Below are 24,377 nucleotides of genomic sequence, written 5' to 3'. Positions count from 1 at the left end.
TGTATCGTCACTTTCACTGCTGTAATTTATTCTGTTTGTAATCAACTTTCCCCCTCACACGGGAATTTCAAAAAACTATTGAGGATCTATACCCATTTGTACAGAATTGTGTCCCTTATTTCTTATTCAACCATTAACATAACCGTCAATGTAAAGCTATTTTCATCCTGGCTTATATCTATGTCCCCATAATATTTTTGAGCCACTTTACGGATATTGGCAAGTCCGAATCCATGACTGCCCTTATCTTTCTTTGTGGTTTCCGGCACCCCGGTTTCATCGTCTATCTCTACGCTTTTACAAACACAGTTAGTTAATTCCAACATATACGCATTCTTCTTACGATAGGCAGATACGGAAACATAAGGATTCTTACAACCGTTTACCCCTTCAAACGCATTAGTAATGGCATTATTTAGTATTACGCTGACATCAAACGCATTGATACCTGTGTCCGTTGGATACATAAACTTACACCTAAAATCAATCCCTTTTTCCTCTGCTTCTTTCTGCTTCTGTGTCAAAATCACATCTGTAACAGGGTTTCCGGTCTTAATTTCCGCCACACTCTCACTCCATGCCGATTTCAGTTCTGCCATGTATTTTTCAAGTTCCTCTGTCTCATTTTTCATAAAGAGATTTTCCAATACTGAAATATGATTGCCCATATCATGCTTTAATGCCCGAATATCCCCATACAGCTTTTCTACTTCGCTGATGTGCTGTTTCGTGTTTTCTATCTGCTCTGCCAATAGCAAATTCATATTTTCCTCTCGCTGTTTTTCCTTTATCCTCTGATATATAATAACTGCGATAAGTATGGCAGCAAAAGAAACAATCTGATATATCACCCGTAAAAAAGTATATCCCGGATGAACATTCCACACATAATTTCCCGTATCTTCCACATACACATTGGATAAGAAATTAAATGTAAAATATCCTACCATTACCGTCAAAAGAGTCGCAAAAAGTAATATCAATTCTTTTCCTGATATATTTTCTTTTTTATTCACATACACCTTATGAATTAACTTAATTACAAGCCACATAACGACTATGGCAACACCGTAATAAATCAATTCCACAACGATATATGCTATCAGTTGCTTTACCGGTTCCGTAAGCATATATGGGGTGTTAATGAACAGGGCAAACATAATATCCCTAAGTACCAATCCTCTCTTAACTATTATCCTAGTTCTGGAGGTGAATGTGCATTATAAGCACAAAACCTTCTACTCGTATTTGTTTCAGTCACTCTATCCGCTCCTCCCTCATTTTTAAGCACAAAAAAAGTAACCAATTTTTTTCGTTGGTTACTTTCTCTACTCTCTACTGCTCTGCAATTCTTGCGGCTAATTCTTCTAAGTACATCCACCTATCCATCTTTTCTTCCAGTAGACTCTCTGCCGCTTCTTTGTCAGCCATTATCTGATTCAGTTTTACAAAGTCTGTTGATACTGCAGCCATTTCACTTTCCAGCTTTTCTATTTTTTCCTCCAGTGCAGCAATATCACTTTCAATGGTTTCATAATCCTTCTGTTCCTGATATGTAAACTTTAACTTCTGAGGACCACGAGTACGCTGTCCTTTCTGTGCCTGCTGCGTATTCGTCTTGGATGCATTTCCTGCTTTCTTTGCCTGCTCTGCCTCCTGTTCCTCTTTCTCTGCTAATTTCTTCAAGGAATAATCTGTATAACCACCTTCATATTGTTTCAGTTTTCCATCTTCCTCAAACGCAAAAATGCGTTTCATGGTTCTGTCAAGAAAATATCGGTCATGAGACACGGTAACAACAATTCCCTCATAACGGTCCAGGTAATCTTCTAATATGGTTAATGTGGCTATGTCAAGGTTGTTACTAGGCTCATCCAAAAGGATGTAATTTGGGGAAGTGGCCAGCACACGAAGTAAGTTTAATCTCTTCTTCTCACCGCCGGACAGTTTTCCAATCGGACTATATTGTTTTTCCGGTGGAAATAAAAATCTTTCCAACATGGCGGATGCAGAGATACTACCCTCTGTTGTCTGGATATATTCTGCGGTATCCTTCACATAATCAATCACTCTTTGCTTTGGGTCCATATAAGATAGGTCAACTTCATTTTCATTGCCTCCCTTTTCCGAAGCGATTTCCTGTGCGTAATATCCCATCTTGACCGTCTGCCCAATGATAACCTGTCCGGAATCCGGTGGTATCATTCCTGCAATAATTTTCATCAGGGTGGATTTTCCACAACCGTTTGGTCCAACAAATCCAACTCTGTCACCTTTCAAAAAGATATAAGAAAAATCATCTATCAGTTTCTTCTCCCCATATGCCTTGCAGATATGTTCCAGTTCTACTGTGGTTTTACCAAGTCTTGTTGAGATAGAACTCAATTCCACCTGTGAATCCTGCACCGGTGCCTGACGGTCACGCAGTTCCTCATAACGTTGAATATGTGCTTTCTGCTTTGTGGAACGCGCTCTGGCTCCTCTGCGTATCCATTCCAGTTCTACACGAAGTATCGACTGGCGCTTTCTTTCAGTTGCCAACTCCATTTCCTGACGCTGGGTTTTCAATTCCAAGTATCCCGAATAATTTGTCTGGTAACTATAAATCAAACCTTTATCGATTTCAATAATTCGGTTCGTCACGCTATCCAAAAAGTAGCGGTCATGGGTTACCATGATGAGTGCCCCTCTCCACTTTTTCAGATAGTCTTCCAACCAATCTGCCATTTCATTATCCAAATGGTTTGTAGGCTCATCAAGCAAAAGTATGTCTGCCGGGGAAAGCAGTACCGAAATGAGTGCAAGTCGTTTTCTTTGCCCTCCGGATAACTGTCCCGCAGGTTGCATGAAATCTTTAATACCGAGACGTGTCATCATCGCTTTGGCCTCACTCTCTATGGACCAACGATTTTCATCTGTCACGTTTCCTTCCAGTACACATTCCAGACTACTTTTATCCGGTGCAAACTCCGGATGCTGTGGCAGGTAACGAAGCACCACATGATTAGCAAGGGTAACGGTTCCTTCATCCGTTTCTTCCTCACCCATAATCATTTTAAGCAAGGTTGTTTTTCCGGTTCCGTTGATACCAATGACACCTACCTTCTCTCCTTCCTGTAAAGAAAAGGATGCACCATTAAATAACTTCCTCTCAGTATAGGACTTTGTCAGATTCTCTATGTTAATCAAATTCATGTTGTTTCCTCTTTCATCTTGTTCTAGCTACCATTATACACCAAATAAAAAAGTAGTCACCTCTTTTGACTACATCCTCTCCTACACTATACACAGTACAATGATATTTTTGTGTATCCTGTACTTTTTACACCTAATTTATTACACGATACACTCTATGCACACTTCAAAAGGGTACTACAGTTTACATCGAGAATCAGGACATTGGGTGCCCCCATCAGTACCTTGCATAATTGCAGTCTGCGCCGTTCTCCACCAGACAGTTTTCCCAGCTGTCCGTACTGGTCTTCCCCGGAAAACAGGAACCGCTCCAGCATTCTCGCTGCCGTGATCTGTCCATCCTCCGTGGTGATATATTCTGCCACATCCCGGATATAATCAATGACTCTCTGCTCCGGATGCATCATGGTGTCGTCGATCTCCTGGGCATAATATCCCAGCTTCACGGTCTGCCCAATCTCAATATGTCCGCTGTCCGGAGCCACTTCACCCAGGATCATTTTCATCAGCGTGGTCTTACCACTGCCGTTAGGGCCGATAAATCCCACCCGGTCGTCCTTGCCGAACAGATAGGTAAAATCACGGATCAACACTTTATCGCCATAGCTTTTGGATACATTCTCGATCTCTACTGTGGTACGGCCCAGTCTGGATGCTGCGGAAGTCAGTTCCACTTTGCCGTCCGTCACGGGTCCCTTCACATTTTTCAATTCCTCAAAACGCTGCAATCTGGCCTTCTGCTTCGTAGAGCGGGCTCTGGCGCCCCGCTGTACCCAGGCAAGCTCATTGCGTAGGATATTCAGGCGCTTTTTCTCACTGGCCTGTGCCATCTCCTCCCGTTGCATTTTCAGTTCCAGATAGCCGGAATAATTGGCATCATAGGAATAAATCTTCCCTTTGTCCAGTTCCAGGATCCGGTCAGTGACACTGTCCAGAAAATAACGATCATGCGTAACCATGATCATAGCGCCTTTGCGGCGGCGCAGCTGATCCTCCAGCCAGTCAGACATGGAATTGTCCAGATGGTTGGTAGGCTCGTCCAATAACAGGATCTCCGCCGGGGACAACAGTACCGATACCAGTGCCAGACGCTTGCGCTGTCCGCCGGACAGCTGCCCGCAGGGCTGATCAAATTCCGTAACCCCCAGTTTCGTCAGCATGCTTTTGGCATCCGCCTCGATGGTTCCGGCGTTTTCCTCCATGCGGTTGCCCCGAAGCACCGCTTCCAGTACGGTCTCTTCCGGTGCGAACTCCGGATTCTGGGGCAGGTAACGCACCAGACAGTGATTTGCCTTGATCACGGTACCGTCATCGGCCTCCTCCAGCCCGGCAATCATTTTTAGCAAAGTGGATTTTCCGGTTCCGTTAATACCAATGATTCCGGCCTTTTCCCCTTCCTGCAGGAAAAAGGAGGCTCCGTCAAAAATCTTGCGTACTCCATAACTTTTGGTAATATTGTCAACAGTCAGTATATTCATCTGTATAACCTCTTTTTAGAATTTACGCATAGCTTATACGAACTTTTTTCTCAAAGAATCGTATCATTTTTCATGTGCTATACTTCCAAATGTAGTATACTATAAATAATCTATTTTAGGAAAGAAGGTTTTCGCATGAACTTAAAAGATGCTGCTGCGAATCTGAATCAGGCGCACCCGGAAGACATCCTGCATCCCCTCTATACTCTCTGGGGGGAATCGCTGGTGCGATCCGGTTCGTATGACGATATCCTGCCGGAATATCCCCGTCCGCAAATGAAACGAACAGATTACCATATGCTGAACGGTCTCTGGGAATATGCTTTTGTGCCCGCAGATGGGAGTAGTTCTTCGGAAGATTCTGCGTATTTTACCGCTCAGGGTTCCATCCGGGTGCCTTTTTCGCCGGAAGCCCTGCTTTCCGGAGTTCACAGACGGCTGGAACCCACGGAGTACCTGTGGTACCACCGGGAACTTTCTTTTTCCACGGAAGAGCTTTCCCAAAAAGAGGAAAATATGCGTTGCATTCTGCATTTTGACGCGGTAGATCAGGAAGCAACCGTTTTCCTCGGCACAAAGAAGCTTGGCACTCACAGTGGCGGCTACCTTCCTTTTTCCTTAGACATCACAGAATATGTAAACGCAGATCCGGTATCCCTCTATGTAAAAGTCCGGGATCTGACCGACACCGGTTACGCCACCAGGGGAAAGCAGACCCTGAACCGCGGCGGCATGTTCTACACCGCCCAGAGCGGCATCTGGCAGAGTGTCTGGTACGAATGGGTTCCGGAAAACTATGTCATCAATTATAAGATCACTCCTCAGTATGACAAGGCTTCCGTAACCTTCGTTCTGTGTTCTCTGAAGCCGTTCAACCATCTGGAGTTCCGGGTGAACATTCCCTCCTGCGACGGAACCCTCACGCAGGAAAATACCGGTTCACTCACGCAGATGCGTGTACGTAAAATTTCTGAGCAACAGGATTCCTTTGGGCTCACGCATACCACGGTTGTGCTTTCTTTTCCCGCCAGCGTCACCTATTCTGCAACGGATCCTGCTGATGCACCGGAGCCGGTAAATTTCAAGCCCTGGAGCCCGGAACACCCCTGGTTGTATCCTTTTACCCTGAACGCCGATGAGGATACCGTGGATGGTTATTTTGCCATGCGATGTTTCTCAGTCGAAAAGGATTCCAAGGGAATTTTGCGGTTTTGTCTGAATCACAAGCCCTATTTTCTCCACGGGATCCTGGATCAGGGCTACTGGTCCGACGGGCTGATGACTGCTCCCTGCGATGAGGCCTTTGTCTATGATATCAGCCTCGCAAAAGGGCTGGGCTTCAATATGCTCCGGAAACATATCAAGCTCGAGTCTCTGCGCTGGTATTACCACTGCGATCGTCTGGGAATGATCGTATGGCAGGATATGGTCAGCGGCGGCTCTACCTATCATATGCCCTGGGTATGCTATATGCCCACACTGTTCCCCCACATGTCCGCCCACACGAAGGATAATCATTATGAGCTGTTCTCCCGTGGTTCGGAAGAAGGCCGGAAAAGCTGGGAACAGGAATGTCTTGACACCATAGATCATCTGTATAATGTCCCTTCCATCGCCGTATGGGTGCCCTTCAACGAAGGCTGGGGACAGTTCGATGCTGCCCGTATTGCGAAAATGGTGGCAAAAAAAGACCCCACCCGTCCGGTAGACCATGCCAGCGGCTGGTTCGACCAGAAAGGCGGAGATTTCCGCAGTATTCATAACTACTTCCGTCCGTTACAGGTAAAATTGGATGGAAAAAGGGCTTTCGTTATCTCGGAATATGGTGGCTACGCCTGTCACATCGACGGGCATTCCAGTGTGGACCGGGTCTACGGATATCAGAAATATGACACCCCGGAGGAGATGGCTACTGCCCTAAAGCAGTTATTTTCCAGACAATTATTTCCTCTGATCTCAAAGGGCTTGAGCGGTGCGGTATATACGCAGCTCTCCGATGTGGAAGAAGAGGTGAACGGTCTGGTGACTTACGACCGGCGTATCGTCAAACTGCCTGTGGGACATCCGTTTGCGGCACCATCCTCTTTTGCAGCACCTTACTCACATGGAAATAAGCCGGAATAAGGAATGCATCCGCCATGATCCAGGCAATGGGACTGCCCAGGCATACCCCGGTGAAGCCAATGATTGGCACCAGTCCAAAGCCTGCCAGGGATCTGGCGATCATTTCGAAGACACCTGCTAAAATGGCGAATTTCGGGAAACCCATACCCTGGATCAGGAAACGGACAATGTTCACCAGTGCAAGCGGAATATAGAATGCCGTATTCCATAACAGGAAAGCACACACGTTGGCAATGATCTCTGCCTCGCCGCCATCCACGAACAGCTGTGCCAGCGGACCGCCGAAAAATACTGCAATCAAAAATGCGATCACAGAGTATCCTACCCCCAACAGTACACAGGATTTAAGTCCCTTGCCAAGACGGTTCAGTTTGCCGGCTCCCACGTTCTGTCCACCGTAGGTTGCCATAGTGGAACCCATGGCATCAAAAGGGCAGGCTAAGAAGTTACCGATCTTGCCGCCTGCAGTCATGGCCGCAACTGCCGCAGAACCTAAGGTATTGGCTGCAGTCTGTAAGATTACGCTGCCAATGGCGGTAATGGAATACTGTAGCCCCATAGGAACTCCCATGCCACACAGCACCATCATCATATGCCCATCCACTTTCCATTCTTCCCTGTGGATTCGCAGGATCTCGAATTTTTTCACCATATAGACCAGACATGCCACACCTGAGACTCCCTGGGAGATCACCGTTGCCCAGGCTGCCCCCGCCACGCCCATGTGCAGGGATATGATAAAATACAGATCCAGCACAATATTAATAATGGAAGACAGCACTAAGAATACCACAGGAGTCTTGCTGTCGCCGGTTGCACGGATCACGCCTGCCACGATGTTGTACAGGAATACCGTGGGAATACCGATAAATATAATGAAAATATAGTTATACGCCCCATCAATGATGTTGGCGGGCGTCTTCATCCATACCAGAATGTCCCGGCACAGGATCGCCGTCACCACGGTCATGATGACGGAAAAGGCAAGTCCCAGCCAGGCACAGTTGGCCACATATTTGCGCATGCCCACATAATCTCCGGCACCGAATTTATGGGACACGGGGATGGCAAATCCATTGCAGACACCCATGCAGAAACCGATGACCAGGAAGTTGATGGAGCCGGTAGAGCCTACTGCTGCCAGATCATCCACACCAAGAAACCGTCCTACGATCATGGTATCTACCAGATTATAGAACTGCTGGAATAAAAATCCGAATAATAACGGCACAGCAAAGCTGATGATAAGTTTCATGGGGCTGCCTTTTGTCAGGTCTTTTGTCATGGTAATAACCTCTCCATTTTTCAAATCAACCGCAAGCACTGAATTTATCAGTGTTTCCTGTTATTTCTATCGTTGAGAGTATATACGCGGCGCTCCAAAAAAGCAATATCTTTTTTTGCACATTTTATGTTTTTTTGCTATACTCTTTTTGTCATTTTTTTACAAGCATTGTTATTATGAGAGGGGAATTGTCATGAACGAATTTTTGAAATATCTGAAAATGATACCTGTAATTATCTATCCTTATATTTATGTATTGATTCTTGCTGTCTTCTTCCTGTTTGTAGGCGTACTGCCAGAGGATACCACGGATATCTCCCTGCTTGTCCTGCTTATCATCGCAGTCATCTATAACCTGTATTCCTTTGTCATTGTAATCGTCAATGCGGTACAGACCGCCAAGGGAAAATTGACTGCAGGGCAGGCTGCCCGGATGAACCTGATCATCAAAGGAATTCAGATTCCTGCTTATATCATGCACTTTATCCTGGGTTTCATCGGACTTGCCATGAGTGTCTGGGGCATCGGCTTTCTCCTGTGGGCAGTACTCATTGATCTTTTGACGATCCTGCTCACCGGCATCAGTTCCATCGGCTGCAGTATTCGCATGCGCAAAGAAAGGCTTGTCTCCCTGCCGGGTGCCATCTTCATGGGGATCGGATGTTTTATCTACTGTGCGGATGTGGTGATCGCCATTGTGTATGTTGTGAAAGCCCGGAAGAAATCTCCTGCTAAATAGCAAGTTAGCCTAGCTACGAGCCATGCAAAAATAGAGTGGAACACCTCGATGGGCGCTTGCGCACAAGCGAGGCTGGTTCACTCTATTTTTATACGGCGACAGCCGTCTATGAAATAAGATTGACAGCGTTCTTTGCTGACAATCTTATGAATAGGCATGGTTCGTAGCGGAGGGAGCCTTAAACCAGACGAACTCCCGGAGCATGCGATACACATGTCTCGATGTAAGGTCTCCGGATGTGAATTTTCTACGAAAAGTGATGAGTAGTTCTCGTCATGACGGGGCCGCCTACAGTCGACATCCATGTCGACAATCGGCTGACGCGGACATCGTGTCCGCTTTCCCCCTGCCTTTCAGCACTTTTCTAGAAAATATCAACATCCTCCGACAAACATCTTCGACATGGCACCGCATACGCCGGGAGTTCTGCGTTTTGGAAAGCTTTCAAAAAAACCAGTAGCCCCGGCTGGGTATAAGAATAAGCAGTGCCGTAAGCAGACGTCGGTACCATAGCGTCCCAAGGGACGCATTGCGGTCGTATTGTGACCGCTTATGTACCGCTACGCTCTGCGACAGGAGCGCATCGTACTAAAGTACGAGCGTGCCGCGTTTCTTATACCTTGCCAAGGGCTACGGGGATTTGATAGCATTTCTTTACTAACTTTCCAGTTACTTAAGTTCTTTTTAGGCGAAAGGATTCTCGGTAGGATACAGCATTCCCTTCGGCTGATTGAAATTCAGATCCTCTACAGGTACGCCGATGTACTTGAATACTTCGTACAGAGCCTTGCCGAAGTGTCCGAAAGCAACAGCACCGTGGTGAGGGAAGTTCTTCTCGATCAGTACGTGACGATAGAAACGTCCCATTTCGGGGATAGCGAAAATACCGATACCACCGAAGGATCTGGTAGCTACGGGAAGTACTTCACCCTGTGCAATATATGCGCGCAGCTTGTTGTCTGCGGTAGACTGCAGACGATAGAAGGTGATGTCTCCGGGAACAATATCTCCTTCCAGAGTACCCTGGGTTACCTCTTCGGGAAGGGTTCTTGCCATGATCATCTGGTACTTCATGTTGCAGGAGGTCAGCTTCTTGGAGTTGGTGTTACCGCAATGGAATCCCATGAAGGTGTCATTGTGGGTATAGTTGAATTTACCCTTGATGGACTCTTCGTACATATCATCGGGAACAGTGTTGTTGATATCCAGCAGAGTTACGGTATCTGCGCTGACGCAGGTTCCGATGAACTCACTTAAGCAGCCGTAAATATCTACTTCACAGGATACGGGGATGCCCATACCGGTGAGACGGCTGTTCACATAGCAGGGTACGAAACCAAACTGGGTCTGGAATGCAGGCCAGCACTTTCCGGCAATGGCTACATACTTACGATATCCTCTGTGAGCCTCGATCCAGTCTAACAGTGTCAATTCATACTGAGCCAGCTTAGGCAGTACTTCGGGCTTATGGTTGCCTGCCCCCAGTTCTGCTTCCATCTCTTTTACCTTGGCGGGGATTCTCTCGTCTCCATCATGCTTCTTGAAGGCTTCGAACAGATCCAGTTCGGAGTTCTCCTCGATCTCTACCCCCAGATTGTACAACTGCTTGATGGGTGCATTACAAGCTAAGAAGTTCAAAGGTCTGGGGCCGAAGGAAATGATCTTCAGATCACTTAAGCCCACAATAGCTCTTGCGATAGAAATGAACTCATGCAGCATATCTGCACATTCCGCTGCAGTTCCTACGGGATTCTCGGGGATATAAGCTTTTACATTACGAAGCTTTAAGTTGTAGCTTGCATTCAGCATACCGCAGTAAGCATCGCCTCTGCCGCCTACCAGATCATTCTGGGTCTCTTCTGCTGCTGCAATGAACATTGCAGGACCGTCAAAATGCTTTGCCAGTAAGGTCTCGGAAATCTCGGGGCCAAAGTTGCCCAGATATACGCACAGTGCATTACAACCTGCCTTCTTGATGTCTTCCAGAGCCTGTACCATATGAATCTCGCTCTCTACGATACATACCGGGCACTCATAGACACTGTCTGTTCCATACTTCTCAGTATAAGCCTTCATCAGAGCTTTTCTTCTGTTCACGGAAAGACTCTCGGGGAAACAGTCACGGCTGACAGCCACAACGCCAATTTTTACTTCGGGTAAATTACTCATTTTGTAATCCTCCTATTTTCGTTTTCTTTTTCTCTACACCATTTATTTTACCGCCGTCATACATCCATGCAGGGGATTCCGGCGTTCAAATCTTTTTATTCTGCCACCATTATTTGCTGACATCCAGATTCTCTCCAACAAGCCCGAGGAAGCTTCCCTCTGGAAGTCCACCCTCCGCATGGCCGATCAGCCATTTGTTCGTAGCGGCAAGCAGCGCATCCTCGCTGGGTGCCTTGCCCTGCTCCACCTTCTGATGTGCTCCTTCTAACGGATAGTTAGTGCCCTGAGGTAACACGATGGCTACCTGGAATCCCTGTCCGTCTACTCCACAGGGAGCATAATGCAGAGAAGTTGCGAAGACCTCTACACCGGTTCCGGCCGGTACTAAAAATGCTTCCATCTTAGAAGTATCGTAGGTAAAATCTTCTGCCACATCCGCTAACAGCCCCAGGATCAGGATAGCATCCGTTGCTGCCACATTAATTTCGGAACTTCTGTGATATTCCACGGCATTCAGTTTGGAATTATGGCCATTGCAGTAACCGATCTGTACAGGCATTTCTCCGTATGTGATGGTCTCCAGTTCTTTTTTCACAGGTAATGCTTCCAAAGCATTGATCCCGGGCTCGTACACCACGCCGTCAGGAACCGGAGTCTTTTTCATTTCTTCCACCAGCTGTGTAAAATCCACATTGGTGATCACTCTGCCATACTTACGAAATGCAGGATCTTTTACAGATAAAATATGCATTCTACTCTACCAACCTTTCTCTATTATAGCTCAAACTTAAAATTACGAGGTTCATTTTATTATGTTGTTGTTTGATTTTTCTACGCGTTATTTAATGATCTCAAACAGCGGTCTGCATGCCGGATAGATCTGGCGGAATTTCTGATAGCGGTCTTCATATTTTGCCACCAGTTCCGGATCCGGTTCTACCGTTCCGGTGACTTTGACGAACTTCTCCGCGATCTCCTCCACACTTGCATATTCCCCACAAGCTACTGCCGCCAGCATGGCACCGCCCATGGCCGGTCCTTCTTCGCTTTCTATCACATCCACCTTCAGATTCAGGATATTGGCGATCATCTTCTTCCACAACGGGCTCTTGGCTCCGCCACCGCAGATCTTGGTCCGCTCCAGATGGATTCCCAGAGATTTTGCCACCTCCAGTGAATCACGCAGTGCAAATGCCACGCCTTCCAGTACCGCCTGCGTCATATCGGCTCTGGTGGTATCCATGGTCATTCCGATAAAAGTTCCTCTGGCATTGGGATCATTATGGGGAGAACGCTCGCCCATGAGATACGGCAGGAAGTAGACATGATTTTCTCCCAGCTTCTCAATCTGCGCCTGTTCTGCGGCATAATCCTTCGTTCCGATGATCTCATCCATCCACCATTTATTACAGGAAGCGGCACTCAGCATGCAGCCCATGAGATGGTAATGTCCGTCTGCGTGGGCAAAGGAATGCAGGGCATTGTGCTGATCTACTCCGAAATGATTGGAGGAAATAAAGATTGTTCCACTGGTACCCAGGGAAATATTACACATATTGTCTCCTACAGTTCCGGTACCTACAGCGGCGGCCGCATTATCCCCGGCTCCCGCCGCTACCACAACATTTGCGGGAATCCCCAGTTCGTCTGCCACCTCCGGCAATACGCAGCCCACCTTTTCATAACTCTCATAACAAGTGGCCAACTGCTCTTCTCTCACTCCGCAGATCTCACACATTTCCTTCGACCAGCAACGGTTCTTCACATCAAACAATAACATCCCGGAAGCATCTGATACATCCGTACAATGTACGCCGGTCAGACGATAAGCTATGTAATCCTTCGGCAACATGATCTTTTTGATCCGTGCGAAGTTCTCTGGCTCATTCTTTTTCACCCAGAGGATCTTCGGCGCGGTAAATCCGGTGAAAGAAATATTTGCAGTGTACTCAGACAACTTCTCTTTGCCGATCACATTATTCAGATAATCGCATTCCTCTGTGGTTCTGCCATCGTTCCAGAGGATGGCAGGGCGGATCACCTGATCCTTCTCATCCAGAATGACCAGTCCATGCATCTGTCCTCCGAAGCTGATGCCTGCCACCTGGCTCTTGTCCGCATCTTTCAAAAGCTCCCGGATGCCCTCCATAGTCTGTTCATACCAGTCCTCCGGCTTCTGTTCCGACCAGCCGGGATGTGGGAAATACAAAGGGTATTCCCGGGATACAATATTCCGGATGTTCCCTTCACTGTCCATTAAAAGCAGTTTTACCGCCGAAGTGCCCAGATCGATTCCAATATATAGCATGAATCTTCCTCCTACGTTTGTGTTGTGATCCATTTTCGTTCCTTTTCGTGCCCGTGCACGTTATAGTCTTATCATAACTGTTGTGAAAAAATTTTTCAAGTAGAAGTTTTTATGTTTTCAGTATTTTTTCACTAAAAAGTGAAGATGGAATTTCATCATTCATCATCCATCCAGCGTGCCCGGACAAATTCTGCACTTTCGTTGACGTTCCTCTGGAAATATGATACTTTTATAACCAGATACCTGGGACAGATATTACGGAAAGGCATGAGTATTCTATGGCAACCATCAAAGAAATCGCCGCATTGGCCGGAGTATCCCGCGGCACTGTGGATCGCGTCTTAAACGATCGCGGCGCAGTAAACCCGGAGACCGCCGAAAAGATCAGAAAAATTGCAAAAGAGCTGGACTATAAACCCAACCGCGCCGGTCTCGTTCTGGCAGCGCAGAAAAAGCGGCTGAAGCTGGGTGTCATTCTGTTTTCCACCGGGAATCCTTTTTTTCAGGATGTTCTGGCCGGAATCAATGAAAAGGCGGAAGAGCTGGCAGGTTACAACTGTACCGTGATCACCAAACAGATTTCTTTCGGTGTGGAGGCCCAGTTACAGGCAGTCAAAGAGCTTCTTGCAGAAGAAGTGAACGGCATTGCCATGACCCCTTACAACGACGAACGGATCCGCGACTGCATCAATACTTTATACGAGCAGGGGATTCCCGTGGTCACGCTGAATACAGACATTGAAAATTCCAGACGTATCGCTTATGTCGGCAGCAACTACACCCGCAGTGGTGCCACCGCCGCCGGTCTTCTGCAATTGATGACCTCCGGCACGGTAAACGTGGGTATTGTCACAGGTTCCTCCAACATTCTCTGTCACACAGAGCGCATTGCGGGATTTCTGAAGACATTAGAACCTTTCTCTGACCGGATCCGCATCGTGGATACCGTGGAGATCCACGATGACGAAGTGGAAAGCTACGAAAAGACAACGACACTTCTGTCAAAGCACCCGGAGATCAATGCACTGTTCTTCGCCGCCGGCGGTGTCTACGGAGGCTGCCGCAGTGTAGAGGCTCTGGGTAAAAAAAAGGCAATCCGGATCATCGCTTTTGATCTGGTCCCCACCACACGCCAAATGCTGGAAAATGGCACCATTGCCGCCACCATCTGCCAACAGCCGAAAATTCAGGGCAGCAACCCTCTTTCCCTGCTGTTTGCCTATCTGACGACCGGCGAAAATCCGGAAAAAGAATACAATTATGTAGCGGTAGATATCCGGATCAAAGAAAATATCTAAATAATTCTTAAGATTCTTCCGACACTCTTGTCATTCACAACATATAGTACTATAATATACATATTATCTACGAAATGTTGTTTTGAGGGGTACAAAAGCGGGGGAGTCTTTGATCCATGAATTTATCTGATCTGAAAAGAAATGCATATATGTTGCGGGGTTCCGATGCAAAACGTGGCTACATGCGCTGGTGGCATTCCTTCCAGGGCATTTGTCCCACGACGCAGGAAACCCGCACTTTTTTTGTAGAATACAGCATTTTAAATCCGGCTCTCGGTACTTCCCAGCCTATTTTAGGTCAGCATCCCTACTATAAACGTCATGGTCTGAAACCATCTTATCTTTGCATAAAAGCCGGTGTATTCCCTGAGCCGGGAGATAGCGGGCTCCAGCTTCGGGCATATTATCCCCTGACCTCTCTACAGGTGGCCCAGGATCCCTTTTACATGCAGTTTGAGGATTGTGTCTACAGTGAAAACCGGATCAGTGGTTCGATTGATATCTCCGATGAGGTTGCAAGACATCGCTCTCTTATGACCGATGCGGGCAGTTTTATCTGGGATCTGGAAGTGCATAAGGCGGTTGCCTGTCATACCGGCTATATTGCCAATGCTTTTTTTACCGCGGTTCATGCCCTGGAAAGTTTCTGGCATGGGGAAGGTATCCGTACCTTTTTCCGTGGGACCGTCATTTTGAACGGTGTCACCTACGAGGTAGCTCCCGAGACATCCTACGGCTATGCGGACAAACATTGGGGCCGCAGTTACAACCAGCCCTGGCTGCAATTTGCTTCCGGCCACCTGATCAGTGAGAAAACCGGGCGGGAATTGAAGCATTCGGCTCTGGCCATCGACGGCTGTTGTCCGAAATTTCTCTTTTTCCCCATGCGACGCAGGATTCTGATGCAGCTGACCTATACCGGGGAAGATTTCGAGTATCATTTTGGCAGACCTCTTACACTGTCCCGCTGCAAGTGGAAAGTGAAAGAGACCAACAAACGTTTTATCTGGCATTTCAAAGCCCAGAACCGCACTTCCGTTGTACGGATCTCCGGAAGCTGCAGCAAAAAGCAGATGATGCCGTTACTCTATGAAAGTCCTGACGGAAAAGTATCCGACATTCCTCTCTGGGAAGGCGGCAATGCAACAGGCACCATAGAACTATACCGGAGAATCGGCGGTTCCCTGGAATTGATCGATCGTCTGCAATTTGAAAACGGATTATGTGCTTATCAGCGTTCCTGATTTTCGTCCGGGGAATAAAAGATAACTGCAATTTAAAAAGCTGTTGCCACAGATCACTCTGTTGACAACAGCTTTTGTTGTTTATCCCTATGCAGCTTAGATTGCCTCTTCCGGCTCCTCCAATGCTTTTTCGTAACTCTCCAGGATCACCCTTTGCAAATTCTCTCTGGTAGAAGAATTGATGGGATGTGCGATATCCCTGTATTCTCCGTCCGTTGCCTTCTTGCTCGGCATTGCAATGAACAATCCCTTTTCACCTTCGATCACCTTGATATCATGTACGACGAATTCATCATCCAGTGTAATGGATACGATAGCTTTCATCTTGCCTTCCTTGGTGATCTTACGAACACGTACATCTGTAATCTGCATTTGCTAACCCCCTTGGTGTTATCGTGATCCCTACGCATTTCTCCGCCCTGCAGGCTCTCGAAACGCTACAGATATTCGTATTCCGGGCTATCGCCCTACTTACTCATATCTGTTAGATTCCCTAACGACCACATTGCCCTGCCTGCAAGCAGTCTCGCAATGTAGTCATTGAGAATCCGGATCACTTAGATCACGTATCGTTCATTCCTCTCAACTACGATCTTAACTTCGCCTTCTCCCACAAAGTACGAATTTGCACGGATCGTGTCACGGCTCTCTACAATACAGTTTTCAATATGCGTGTTATCTCCAATATACACATCATTGAGGATAATGGAATTCTTGATCACACAATTATTGCCGATATAGCTCTTCTTAAAGATCACGGAATTCTCTACCACACCGTTGACGATACATCCACTGGATACCAGGCTGTTACGCACCTGGGAACCGGGATTATATTTTGCGGGAGGCAGGTCATCCACCTTGGAATATACGTCCGGATACTGCTTGAAGAAATAGTTTCTCACATCTGCTTTCAAGAAGTCCATATTGGTGCTGTAGTAATCATCCACAGATGCGATATTTCTCCAGTAATCCTTGATCTTGTATCCATAGATTCTCTTCAGATCCTTGTAACGGATCAGGATATCTCTTACGAAATCGTAGCGGTCTTCCTCAGCACACTTCTCGATCATCTCGATCAGCAGTCTGCGTCGAACCACATAAATACCACAGGAAATGGTATTGGTCTTCGCCTGTAAGGGCTTCTCCTCGAACTCTTCGATACGACTTTCCTCGTTCATTCGAATCGTACCGAAACGCTCTACATTCGTACCGGCTTCCATATCGCGGCAGACTACAGTGATATCTGCTTTTTTCTCGATATGGTATTCCAGCACCTTATTATAATCCAGCTTGTATACACAGTCGCCGGATGCGATAACTACATAAGGCTCATGGCTGTCCTTCAAAAACTGCAGATTCTGGTAAATTGCATCTGCGGTTCCTCTGTACCAGTTGCTGTTCTCTGCTGTTACAGCGGGAGTGAATACATATAATCCACCCTGTTTACGTCCGAAATCCCACCATTTGGAAGAATTCAGATGCTCGTTCAGACTTCTTGCATTGTATTGGGTAAACACTGCCACCTTCTGAATATGAGAGTTGGTCATATTACTCAGTGTAAAGTCAATACTGCGGTAGCTGCCTGCAATCGGCATCGCACATATAGCTCTCTTCTGGGAAAGTTCCCGCATCCTGTGATTGTTACCGCCTGCTAAAATAATTCCAATCGCTCTCACTGCTATTCACCTGCCTTAATTAATGTTTTGCCGCTTGCGAGCTGGGAATCCTCATAATCTGCAGCAGCTGTCACTCCGGATATCACTGAGTTTTTGCCTACGCTGATACCGTCAGGAATCACGCTCTTCTCACCGATGGTTACAAGTCCGTGGTTGTAAATATGAGGTGCCGTATCGTTCTCTGCTTCTTCACCGACACCTAATTTTACCTGATTACCTACCACAACATTCTCTGCGATAATCGCCTTGTTGATCTCACATCCTTCACCGATCTGGGTCTGGTTCATGATAATGGAATCCCGGATCACGGTTCCTTTACCGATCGTAACACCACAACCAATGACGGAATTATATACTTCTCCATAGACCTCGGAGCCTTCACCGATGATACTGCGCTCTACCACACTGTCGGCAGCAATATAATCAGGGGGCTGGATCTCGCTCTTGGTATAGATCTTCCAGTATTCCTCATACAGGTTGAATTCCGGTACGATATCGATCAGTTCCATGTTGGCTTCCCAATAGGAACTCAAAGTACCTACATCCTTCCAATAACCGGTGAACTCATACGCATACAGCGGAGCCCCCTTTTCATGGCAGTAAGGAATGACATGCTTACCAAAATCCAGTGCCGGCTGATCTGCCATAGCGATCAGCGCTTCCTTCAATGTCTTCCAGTTAAATATGTAAATACCCATACTTGCAAGATTGCTTCTGGGATGTTCCGGCTTCTCTTCAAATTCGGTGATGCGATGGTTCTCATCTGCGATCATGATGCCGAAACGGCTGGCCTCCTCCATGGGAACAGGCATTACCGCAATAGTAACTTCTGCATTGTTGGCCTTGTGGAAATCCAACATCACTTCATAATCCATCTTATAAATATGATCTCCGGAAAGGATCAGCACATACTCTGGATTATAGCTCTCCATATACTCCAGGTTCTGATAGATCGCATTCGCAGTACCGGTATACCATTCACTGTTGGTACTCTTCTCATAGGGAGGCAGCACGGTCACTCCTCCGATATTACGATCCAGATCCCAGGGAATACCGATTCCGATATGGGTATTCAGTCTGAGGGGCTGGTACTGTGTCAGTACGCCTACCGTATCCACTCCCGAATTAATACAATTAGAAAGGGGAAAATCGATAATGCGGTACTTGCCTCCAAATGCAACGGCAGGTTTAGCAACCTTGGATGTCAAGACACCCAGACGGCTTCCCTGTCCTCCAGCCAATAGCATGGCTATCATTTCTTTCTTAATCATATCCTCACCTCTATCTAGCCTTCCACCTGTTGTAATAAATAGTCGCTCGCGGCTATTATCCGATGTATCCATCTGTCTCGAAAAAGTGCCTGCTCTTTCCTTCGGATGTGATAATCTGATTATAACACATTGCCAAAGGAAAGTGAATATTTATTACTAGGTTTTTTTGTCATTTTACGATTTTCATATCCAATTTTTACATAATTAACTTATCTTTTGTAAGCTTTTTGTCAATTTATGCCAATCCCGTCTGGATTGGTTTTGCAAAAAATAGTAAACTTACACATTTTTTCAAAATCGTACCTATGGATTGTTTTTTTTCGTTCCTATGTATATAATGTTAATAATAAGGTAACTGCTCTGAATAGTTACATAATAAGCAATGCAACTACACTATATTAAGGAAGTGCCAATATGTATCAGATAGACTTTAATCACCCCTCGTCCATTTATTTTGTAGGTATCGGCGGTATCAGCATGAGCGGTCTCGCAGAGATTCTGAAGGATGCCGGCTTCCGTGTGTCCGGTTCCGACCGTTCCAAAAGCCCCCTCACCGAAACTCTGGAAAGAAAGGGGATCAATGTATTTTATGGACAACGTGCCGGGAATATTACCGATGATATCGATTGTGTCGTATTTACCAGCGCGATTCACAAAGACAATCCCGAATATGTCGCTACTATGGAAAAAGGGATCCCGCATCTCACCAGAGCGCAGCTTTTAGGAGAGATCATGCAGAATTACAAGACCCCTATTGCCGTCAGCGGTACTCACGGCAAGACCACCACGACCTCCATGGTCAGTGAGATTCTGCTGCATGCCGGTACGGATCCCACTCTGTCCATCGGCGGAATGTTAAAAAGCATCGGTGGCAACATCCGTGTCGGCAGTACCGATCTGTTCGTTACAGAAGCCTGCGAATACACCAACAGCTTCTTAAGCTTTTTCCCCAGGATCGGTATGATCCTGAATATCGAAGAAGATCACCTGGACTTTTTCAAGGATCTGGAGGATATCCGGAATTCCTTCCATAAATTTGCAAAGCTTCTGCCCGCTGACGGCTGTCTGATCATCAACGGTGCCATTGACAGATTACAGGAGATCACAGGGGATCTGGACTGTCGCGTGATCACTTTTAATAAAGAAGCGGTCAACAGTGACGGGTCCGCTGCCGATTATTATCCCTCGGATATTACTTTTGACGAGTTCGGTCATCCTTCCTTTACGCTTCACCGGCATGGAGAAGTGTCCGGCAGTTTTTCTCTGCAGGTTCCCGGAGAGCATAACGTATGCAATGCCATTGCTTCCATTGCCCTGGCCGATTTGCTGAAGATCGATCGCGAGGTTACCGCTTCTGCCCTGCACGGTTTCACCGGTACAGACCGCAGATTCGAATACAAGGGCACCATCGGCGGTGTCACCATTGTGGATGATTATGCACATCATCCCACCGAGATTGCAGCCACCCTGCATGCGGCAGCGAATTATCCCCACAAGACCCTCTGGTGTGTCTTCCAGCCACATACTTACACCAGAACCAAGGCATTCATGAAAGATTTTGCCAAAGCCTTAAGTCTGGCAGACAAAGTCGTCCTGGCAGATATTTATGCTGCCCGTGAGACCGATACCCTGGGAATCAGTTCTGAGACGCTCCAGACAGAGATCCGGGCACTGGGCCATGAATGTTACTATTTTCCTTCTTTTGATGAGATTGAAAACTTTTTATTAGAAAATTGCATAAACGGTGACCTGTTGATAACTATGGGTGCCGGAGATGTAGTAAAAATCGGTGAAAACCTGCTTGGCAAATAGTTGTCCACATTATCCACAGGAAACACCGGGGATTATCCCCGTTTTCCCTGTGGATATTTTGTTGTTTTCCTGTGGATAATTTTCTGTCGGATTTTGGCGATAATCTGCCGATATATAGGGTTTTCTCGATACACCGTCTTTTGGCATCCACAATATCCACCGTTTCCACATTTTTATCCAGGAGTCCGAAAGTCCAGTGTTTACAAGGTTTTCCGGCAAATTGACTATTTCTTTTTCACAGGTCTTATGCTATACTTGGTCTTACTTTGAAAAAGGAACGATTTGTGAAAGAAGGTATTGTGTGTTATGGCACGGATAGCACTCTATAAAGATAATTATGCAGATTCTACGGTAGTATCCAATCTGTTTATTGATGAATATATGAAAGATGCCAACGACGCACAGCTGAAGGTCTATTTCTATCTGCTGCGCATGCTGAATGCGGAACAGGCTATCAGTGTGTCCGGAATTGCGGACAAGTTCAACCACACGGAAAAGGATGTGATCCGTGCACTGAAATACTGGGAAAAGCAGCAGATCCTGGATCTGGACTTCGATGATAATAAAACACTGGTAGGGATTCATCTTCGTGATCTGAGCACGCAGGCTGCTCCTGCCCCCCAGCATAATGTCCTGCTGACCTCCGGTCCTTCGCAGATGCAGAATACTCCCGCCGGAGTCTCTGTGATTCCTGCCGCTGCTATTCCGCAGGTTTCGGCTGCAGTTGTACCGACAACACCCCAGGAAACTGTCAACCCTTACGCAAAGCCGGCTTATTCTCTGGATCAGTTACGGGAATTCAAGGAACGGGAAGAGACCTCCCAGCTTCTCTTTATTGCAGAAGCTTATATTGGCAAGCCTCTGACTCCTTCCGAGATCAAGACGATCCTGTTTTTCACCGATGTACTGCATTTTTCAGAGGATCTGATCGATTATCTGCTACAGTACTGTGTGGAGCGCGGCAAGAAAGATTTCAAATACATAGAAAAAGTTGCTGTCAACTGGGCGGAAGAAGGAATCACCACCCCGAAGCAGGCGCAGAAATTCTCCACCCGCTACGACAGAAGCGTATATTCCATTATGAACAGCTTAGGACGCAGTACCTCTCCCACAGCGAAAGAACTGGAATTCATCAACCGTTGGACCAGAGATTACGGTTTCAGCACAGATATTATACTGGAAGCCTGTGAGCGCAGCTCTCTGGCTACGGACAAGCATCGCTTTGAATATGCGGAAGGAATCCTGAACAGCTGGAGGCAGGCTAATGTACGCCACAAGGCCGATATTCAGCAGATGGATGACTCTTTCCAGAAGAAAAAGACTGCGAAGCCCGCTTCTTCCGGGTCCTCCAACCGCTTTACACAGTTTACCCAGAACAGCTACGATTTCGCCGCTCTGGAAAAGGAAATTTTAAGTAACTAATATTCAGATATTGAACAACCAGCAATGAGCAGATAAGGGGAACCGACCGTGTCACTGACTAACGCACAATACAATTCTATTATGAAGGGCTATGAGCAGACCAGAGACCGCAACCGTCACCTGGCAGAGCAGCGCCGCCGGGAAATTTATACAAAGCTTCCGGAATACGGAAGACTGGATGAGTCTGTCGGTGAACTTTCCGTGGCGCAGGCAAAGCTTTTATTGAACGGTGATGACGAGGCGCTTACCAGACTGCGTTCTTCTCTAAAGGAAATCTCCCGTCAGAAAAGAGAATTGCTCACGTCCGCCGGATACCCAGCAGACTATCTGGAACCCGTCTATGACTGCCCCGATTGCAAAGATACAGGTTATATTGACAGTGAAGATGGTCTTCGCAAAAAATGTCACTGTTTTCACCAGCAGGAACTGGATATTCTCTATGAGCAGTCCCATATCCGGGATATGATCGCTTCTGAGAATTTTTCCAACCTTTCTTACGAATACTATCAGGGCGATGATCTTACGCATTTCCGAAAATGCGTGGATGTCTGCCACAATTTTGTACAAAACTTCAAACAAGACTACCACAATTTATTCTTTTATGGTACAGTAGGTACTGGCAAAAGCTTTTTGTCGGGATGTATCGCCAGTGAATTATTGCAAACCGGTCATTCCGTGATCTATTTCAGTGCTTCCGGGCTGTTTGATACTCTTGCCCGTTATGCCTTCGACAGCAGGGCAAAAGAAGCTCTCTCCGGATTCTACGAGGATCTGTATAACTGCGATCTGCTGATCATTGATGACCTCGGCACAGAGATGACCAATACTTTTGTAGCCTCCCAGCTGTTCTCCTGTCTGAATGAGAGACATCTGCGGAAAAACGCTACAATCATCTCCACAAATTTGAGTCTGGAGGAACTGCGCGACCGGTATTCAGACCGGGTATTTTCCCGTATCACCAGTCATTACGATCTGTGTAAGCTGACCGGCCCCGATATTCGTATGTGCAAAAAGCGTATGCAGAATACATCTGACAATTAATCATTTGTTTGTAACAGAACAGTATACAGAATCAGAAAGTGAGGATCACCCCAATGGCGAATCGTGAAGAAAAAAGAAATCTGGAGACTATCCCCGTCGGCTCTCTGGGCATTATTTCCCTGCCCGGCTGCAAGCCTTTAGGTGAGAAGGTAGACCAGTATCTTGTAAAATGGAGAGCAGAGAGAGAAAGCGAACACAAAGAGTCTCTGGCATTTGCAGGTTATCAGAGAGAATCCTATCTTCTGGATGCCAAAGTACCCCGTTTCGGTTCCGGTGAGGCAAAGGGACAGATTCTGGAATCCGTCCGCGGTACTGATCTCTATCTGTTAGTAGATGTCCTGAACTACTCCATGACCTATTCCCTGTGTGGCAACGAGAACCATATGTCTCCCGATGATCACTATCAGGATCTGAAGCGTATCATCGCAGCTGTCGGCGGTAAGGCCCGTCGTATCACTGTGATCATGCCCTTCCTGTATGAGAGCCGTCAGCACAAGAGAACTTCCCGCGAGTCTCTGGACTGTGCACTGGCACTGCAGGAGCTGGTAAGCATGGGTGTAGACAACATTATCACTTTCGATGCTCATGATCCCCGTGTACAGAATGCCATTCCTCTGCACGGCTTTGAGACCGTACAGCCTGCATATCAGTTTATCAAAGGTCTGTTACGCAATGTAAAAGATCTGCAGCTGGATTCCAGCCACATGATGGTCATCAGCCCGGATGAAGGTGGTATGGGACGTGCCATCTACATTGCCAACGTTCTCGGTCTGGATATGGGTATGTTCTATAAGAGAAGAGATTACACCCGCATCGTCAACGGTCGTAACCCCATCGTAGCTCATGAATTCCTGGGTACCAGCGTAGAGGGCAAGGATATGATCATTATCGATGATATGATCTCCTCCGGTGAAAGCATGCTGGAAGTTGCCGCTGCTCTGAAAGAGCGTAAAGCCAACAAGATCTTCGTCTTCTCCACCTTCGGTCTCTTCACCAACGGTCTGGACAAGTTCGACAAGGCTTACGAGAACGGCATTATCGACAAGGTTCTAACCACCAACCTGATCTACCAGACTCCGGAATTACTTCAGAGAGAATGGTACATCAACTGTGATATGAGTAAGTACATTGCTTACATCATTGATACTTTGAACCACGATTCTTCCATCAGCGATCTGTTGAATCCAAATGAGAGAATTCAGAATATCGTTGCAAAATATAAGACGGGTGAGCTGTAAAGCTCACCCGTCTTATATTAACTTGAGAGTTAGTGAAATACATTGGCAAAATCCACGAACTCCCGGAGCATGCGATA

Annotated in this window: 17 protein-coding genes and 1 pseudogene; 8 read left to right on the top strand and 10 right to left on the bottom strand. The window is 46.7% G+C overall.

All coding sequences use genetic code 11. The features are described 5' to 3' along the window. Nucleotides 1–122: 122 nt before the first annotated feature. The 3 genes and pseudogenes from ACLTOH_RS14255 to ACLTOH_RS14245 all read right to left on the bottom strand — a co-directional run. Complete coding sequence (locus ACLTOH_RS14255; RefSeq protein WP_412123290.1) at nt 123–1,016, bottom strand: sensor histidine kinase; 894 nt, start codon at nt 1,014–1,016, stop codon at nt 123–125. 319 nt (nt 1,017–1,335) lie between these two features. Further along, nucleotides 1,336–3,195 (bottom strand): ABC-F family ATP-binding cassette domain-containing protein, encoded by a 1,860-nt coding sequence (locus ACLTOH_RS14250; RefSeq protein WP_412123289.1) that lies wholly within the window; start codon nt 3,193–3,195, stop codon nt 1,336–1,338. Between the two features lie 188 nt (nt 3,196–3,383). Further along, a pseudogene (locus ACLTOH_RS14245) lies at nt 3,384–4,673 on the bottom strand (ABC-F family ATP-binding cassette domain-containing protein); the annotation flags it as partial. A 135-nt stretch (nt 4,674–4,808) separates the two neighbouring features. On the opposite strand from ACLTOH_RS14245, the gene ACLTOH_RS14240 reads away from it, so the two are divergent. Further along, a complete protein-coding gene (locus tag ACLTOH_RS14240) occupies nt 4,809–6,797 on the top strand; it encodes a glycoside hydrolase family 2 protein (RefSeq protein WP_412224284.1) in 1,989 nt (662 codons plus the stop codon). Here the strand turns inward: ACLTOH_RS14240 and ACLTOH_RS14235 are convergent. Next, the gene (locus tag ACLTOH_RS14235) at nt 6,718–8,082 is read right to left on the bottom strand and encodes an MATE family efflux transporter (protein ID WP_337415358.1); all 1,365 of its coding nucleotides are present in this window, start codon (nt 8,080–8,082) and stop codon (nt 6,718–6,720) included. The genes ACLTOH_RS14240 and ACLTOH_RS14235 overlap by 80 nt on opposite strands. Before the next feature lie 193 nt (nt 8,083–8,275). Between ACLTOH_RS14235 and ACLTOH_RS14230 the strand changes: the two genes are divergently transcribed. Continuing rightward, on the top strand, nt 8,276–8,821 hold the full coding sequence (locus ACLTOH_RS14230) for a hypothetical protein (RefSeq protein ID WP_337415357.1): 546 nt from the start codon (nt 8,276–8,278) through the stop codon (nt 8,819–8,821). A gap of 684 nt (nt 8,822–9,505) precedes the next feature. On the opposite strand, the gene ACLTOH_RS14225 is transcribed toward ACLTOH_RS14230, so the two are convergent. From ACLTOH_RS14225 to xylB, 3 genes are all read right to left on the bottom strand, one after another. Continuing rightward, nucleotides 9,506–10,990 carry an L-fucose/L-arabinose isomerase family protein gene (locus ACLTOH_RS14225; protein ID WP_117467483.1) on the bottom strand — a complete coding sequence of 495 codons (1,485 nt, stop codon included), beginning with the start codon at nt 10,988–10,990 and terminating at the stop codon, nt 9,506–9,508. A 109-nt stretch (nt 10,991–11,099) separates the two neighbouring features. Continuing rightward, nucleotides 11,100–11,741 (bottom strand): DUF4867 family protein, encoded by a 642-nt coding sequence (locus ACLTOH_RS14220; protein ID WP_118505651.1) that lies wholly within the window; start codon nt 11,739–11,741, stop codon nt 11,100–11,102. Between the two features lie 87 nt (nt 11,742–11,828). Further along, a complete protein-coding gene (xylB, locus tag ACLTOH_RS14215; RefSeq protein WP_117467487.1) occupies nt 11,829–13,298 on the bottom strand; it encodes a xylulokinase in 1,470 nt (489 codons plus the stop codon). 278 nt (nt 13,299–13,576) lie between these two features. Between xylB and ACLTOH_RS14210 the strand changes: the two genes are divergently transcribed. Together ACLTOH_RS14210 and ACLTOH_RS14205 are read left to right on the top strand one after the other, a co-directional pair. Then, nucleotides 13,577–14,596: a LacI family DNA-binding transcriptional regulator gene (locus tag ACLTOH_RS14210; RefSeq protein WP_227732463.1), complete on the top strand. Its 1,020-nt coding sequence runs from the start codon at nt 13,577–13,579 to the stop codon at nt 14,594–14,596. Between the two features lie 116 nt (nt 14,597–14,712). Continuing rightward, a complete protein-coding gene (locus ACLTOH_RS14205) occupies nt 14,713–15,840 on the top strand; it encodes a hypothetical protein (RefSeq protein WP_227732465.1) in 1,128 nt (375 codons plus the stop codon). Between the two features lie 96 nt (nt 15,841–15,936). Here the strand turns inward: ACLTOH_RS14205 and spoVG are convergent, their stop codons facing one another. The 3 genes from spoVG to ACLTOH_RS14190 form a co-directional block, all read right to left on the bottom strand. Next, nucleotides 15,937–16,212, bottom strand: a complete 276-nt coding sequence (spoVG, locus tag ACLTOH_RS14200; RefSeq protein WP_022312401.1) for a septation regulator SpoVG — start codon at nt 16,210–16,212, stop codon at nt 15,937–15,939. Between the two features lie 185 nt (nt 16,213–16,397). Beyond that, nucleotides 16,398–17,516 (bottom strand): glucose-1-phosphate adenylyltransferase subunit GlgD, encoded by a 1,119-nt coding sequence (glgD, locus tag ACLTOH_RS14195; RefSeq protein ID WP_022312400.1) that lies wholly within the window; start codon nt 17,514–17,516, stop codon nt 16,398–16,400. Between the two features lie 2 nt (nt 17,517–17,518). Further along, on the bottom strand, nt 17,519–18,787 hold the full coding sequence (locus ACLTOH_RS14190) for a glucose-1-phosphate adenylyltransferase (protein WP_227064751.1): 1,269 nt from the start codon (nt 18,785–18,787) through the stop codon (nt 17,519–17,521). Between the two features lie 414 nt (nt 18,788–19,201). Between ACLTOH_RS14190 and murC the strand changes: the two genes are divergently transcribed. The 4 genes from murC (at nt 19,202) to ACLTOH_RS14170 (ending at nt 24,300) form a co-directional block, all read left to right on the top strand. Continuing rightward, complete coding sequence (gene murC / locus ACLTOH_RS14185; RefSeq protein WP_227732467.1) at nt 19,202–20,599, top strand: UDP-N-acetylmuramate--L-alanine ligase; 1,398 nt, start codon at nt 19,202–19,204, stop codon at nt 20,597–20,599. Between the two features lie 306 nt (nt 20,600–20,905). Further along, nucleotides 20,906–22,021: a DnaD domain protein gene (locus ACLTOH_RS14180; protein WP_119623994.1), complete on the top strand. Its 1,116-nt coding sequence runs from the start codon at nt 20,906–20,908 to the stop codon at nt 22,019–22,021. Nucleotides 22,022–22,069: 48 nt separating this feature from the next. Further along, nucleotides 22,070–23,062 carry an ATP-binding protein gene (locus ACLTOH_RS14175; RefSeq protein ID WP_412224283.1) on the top strand — a complete coding sequence of 331 codons (993 nt, stop codon included), beginning with the start codon at nt 22,070–22,072 and terminating at the stop codon, nt 23,060–23,062. A gap of 53 nt (nt 23,063–23,115) precedes the next feature. Then, the gene (locus ACLTOH_RS14170; RefSeq protein ID WP_022312395.1) at nt 23,116–24,300 is read left to right on the top strand and encodes a ribose-phosphate pyrophosphokinase; all 1,185 of its coding nucleotides are present in this window, start codon (nt 23,116–23,118) and stop codon (nt 24,298–24,300) included. The last annotated feature ends 77 nt before the right edge of the window (nt 24,301–24,377 follow it).

Source organism: Waltera sp. (assembly GCF_046969025.1).
Classification (GTDB): domain Bacteria; phylum Bacillota; class Clostridia; order Lachnospirales; family Lachnospiraceae; genus Acetatifactor; species Acetatifactor acetigignens.
Note: the sequence above shows the minus strand (reverse complement) of the source record. Positions and strands in the feature narration are given on the sequence as shown.

Bases quoted from the DNA above. Each gene is read 5' to 3' on its own strand.
- ACLTOH_RS14205 (WP_227732465.1), top strand. From the start codon at position 14,713: ATGAATTTATCTGATCTGAAAAGAAATGCATATATGTTGCGGGGTTCC.
- ACLTOH_RS14225 (WP_117467483.1), bottom strand. From the start codon at position 10,990: ATGAGTAATTTACCCGAAGTAAAAATTGGCGTTGTGGCTGTCAGCCGT.
- ACLTOH_RS14170 (WP_022312395.1), top strand. From the start codon at position 23,116: ATGGCGAATCGTGAAGAAAAAAGAAATCTGGAGACTATCCCCGTCGGC.
- ACLTOH_RS14190 (WP_227064751.1), bottom strand. From the start codon at position 18,787: ATGATTAAGAAAGAAATGATAGCCATGCTATTGGCTGGAGGACAGGGA.
- ACLTOH_RS14235 (WP_337415358.1), bottom strand. From the start codon at position 8,082: ATGACAAAAGACCTGACAAAAGGCAGCCCCATGAAACTTATCATCAGC.
- xylB (WP_117467487.1), bottom strand. From the start codon at position 13,298: ATGCTATATATTGGAATCGATCTGGGCACTTCGGCGGTAAAACTGCTT.
- ACLTOH_RS14240 (WP_412224284.1), top strand. From the start codon at position 4,809: ATGAACTTAAAAGATGCTGCTGCGAATCTGAATCAGGCGCACCCGGAA.
- murC (WP_227732467.1), top strand. From the start codon at position 19,202: ATGTATCAGATAGACTTTAATCACCCCTCGTCCATTTATTTTGTAGGT.
- spoVG (WP_022312401.1), bottom strand. From the start codon at position 16,212: ATGCAGATTACAGATGTACGTGTTCGTAAGATCACCAAGGAAGGCAAG.
- ACLTOH_RS14210 (WP_227732463.1), top strand. From the start codon at position 13,577: ATGGCAACCATCAAAGAAATCGCCGCATTGGCCGGAGTATCCCGCGGC.
- ACLTOH_RS14220 (WP_118505651.1), bottom strand. From the start codon at position 11,741: ATGCATATTTTATCTGTAAAAGATCCTGCATTTCGTAAGTATGGCAGA.
- ACLTOH_RS14180 (WP_119623994.1), top strand. From the start codon at position 20,906: ATGGCACGGATAGCACTCTATAAAGATAATTATGCAGATTCTACGGTA.
- ACLTOH_RS14230 (WP_337415357.1), top strand. From the start codon at position 8,276: ATGAACGAATTTTTGAAATATCTGAAAATGATACCTGTAATTATCTAT.
- ACLTOH_RS14250 (WP_412123289.1), bottom strand. From the start codon at position 3,195: ATGAATTTGATTAACATAGAGAATCTGACAAAGTCCTATACTGAGAGG.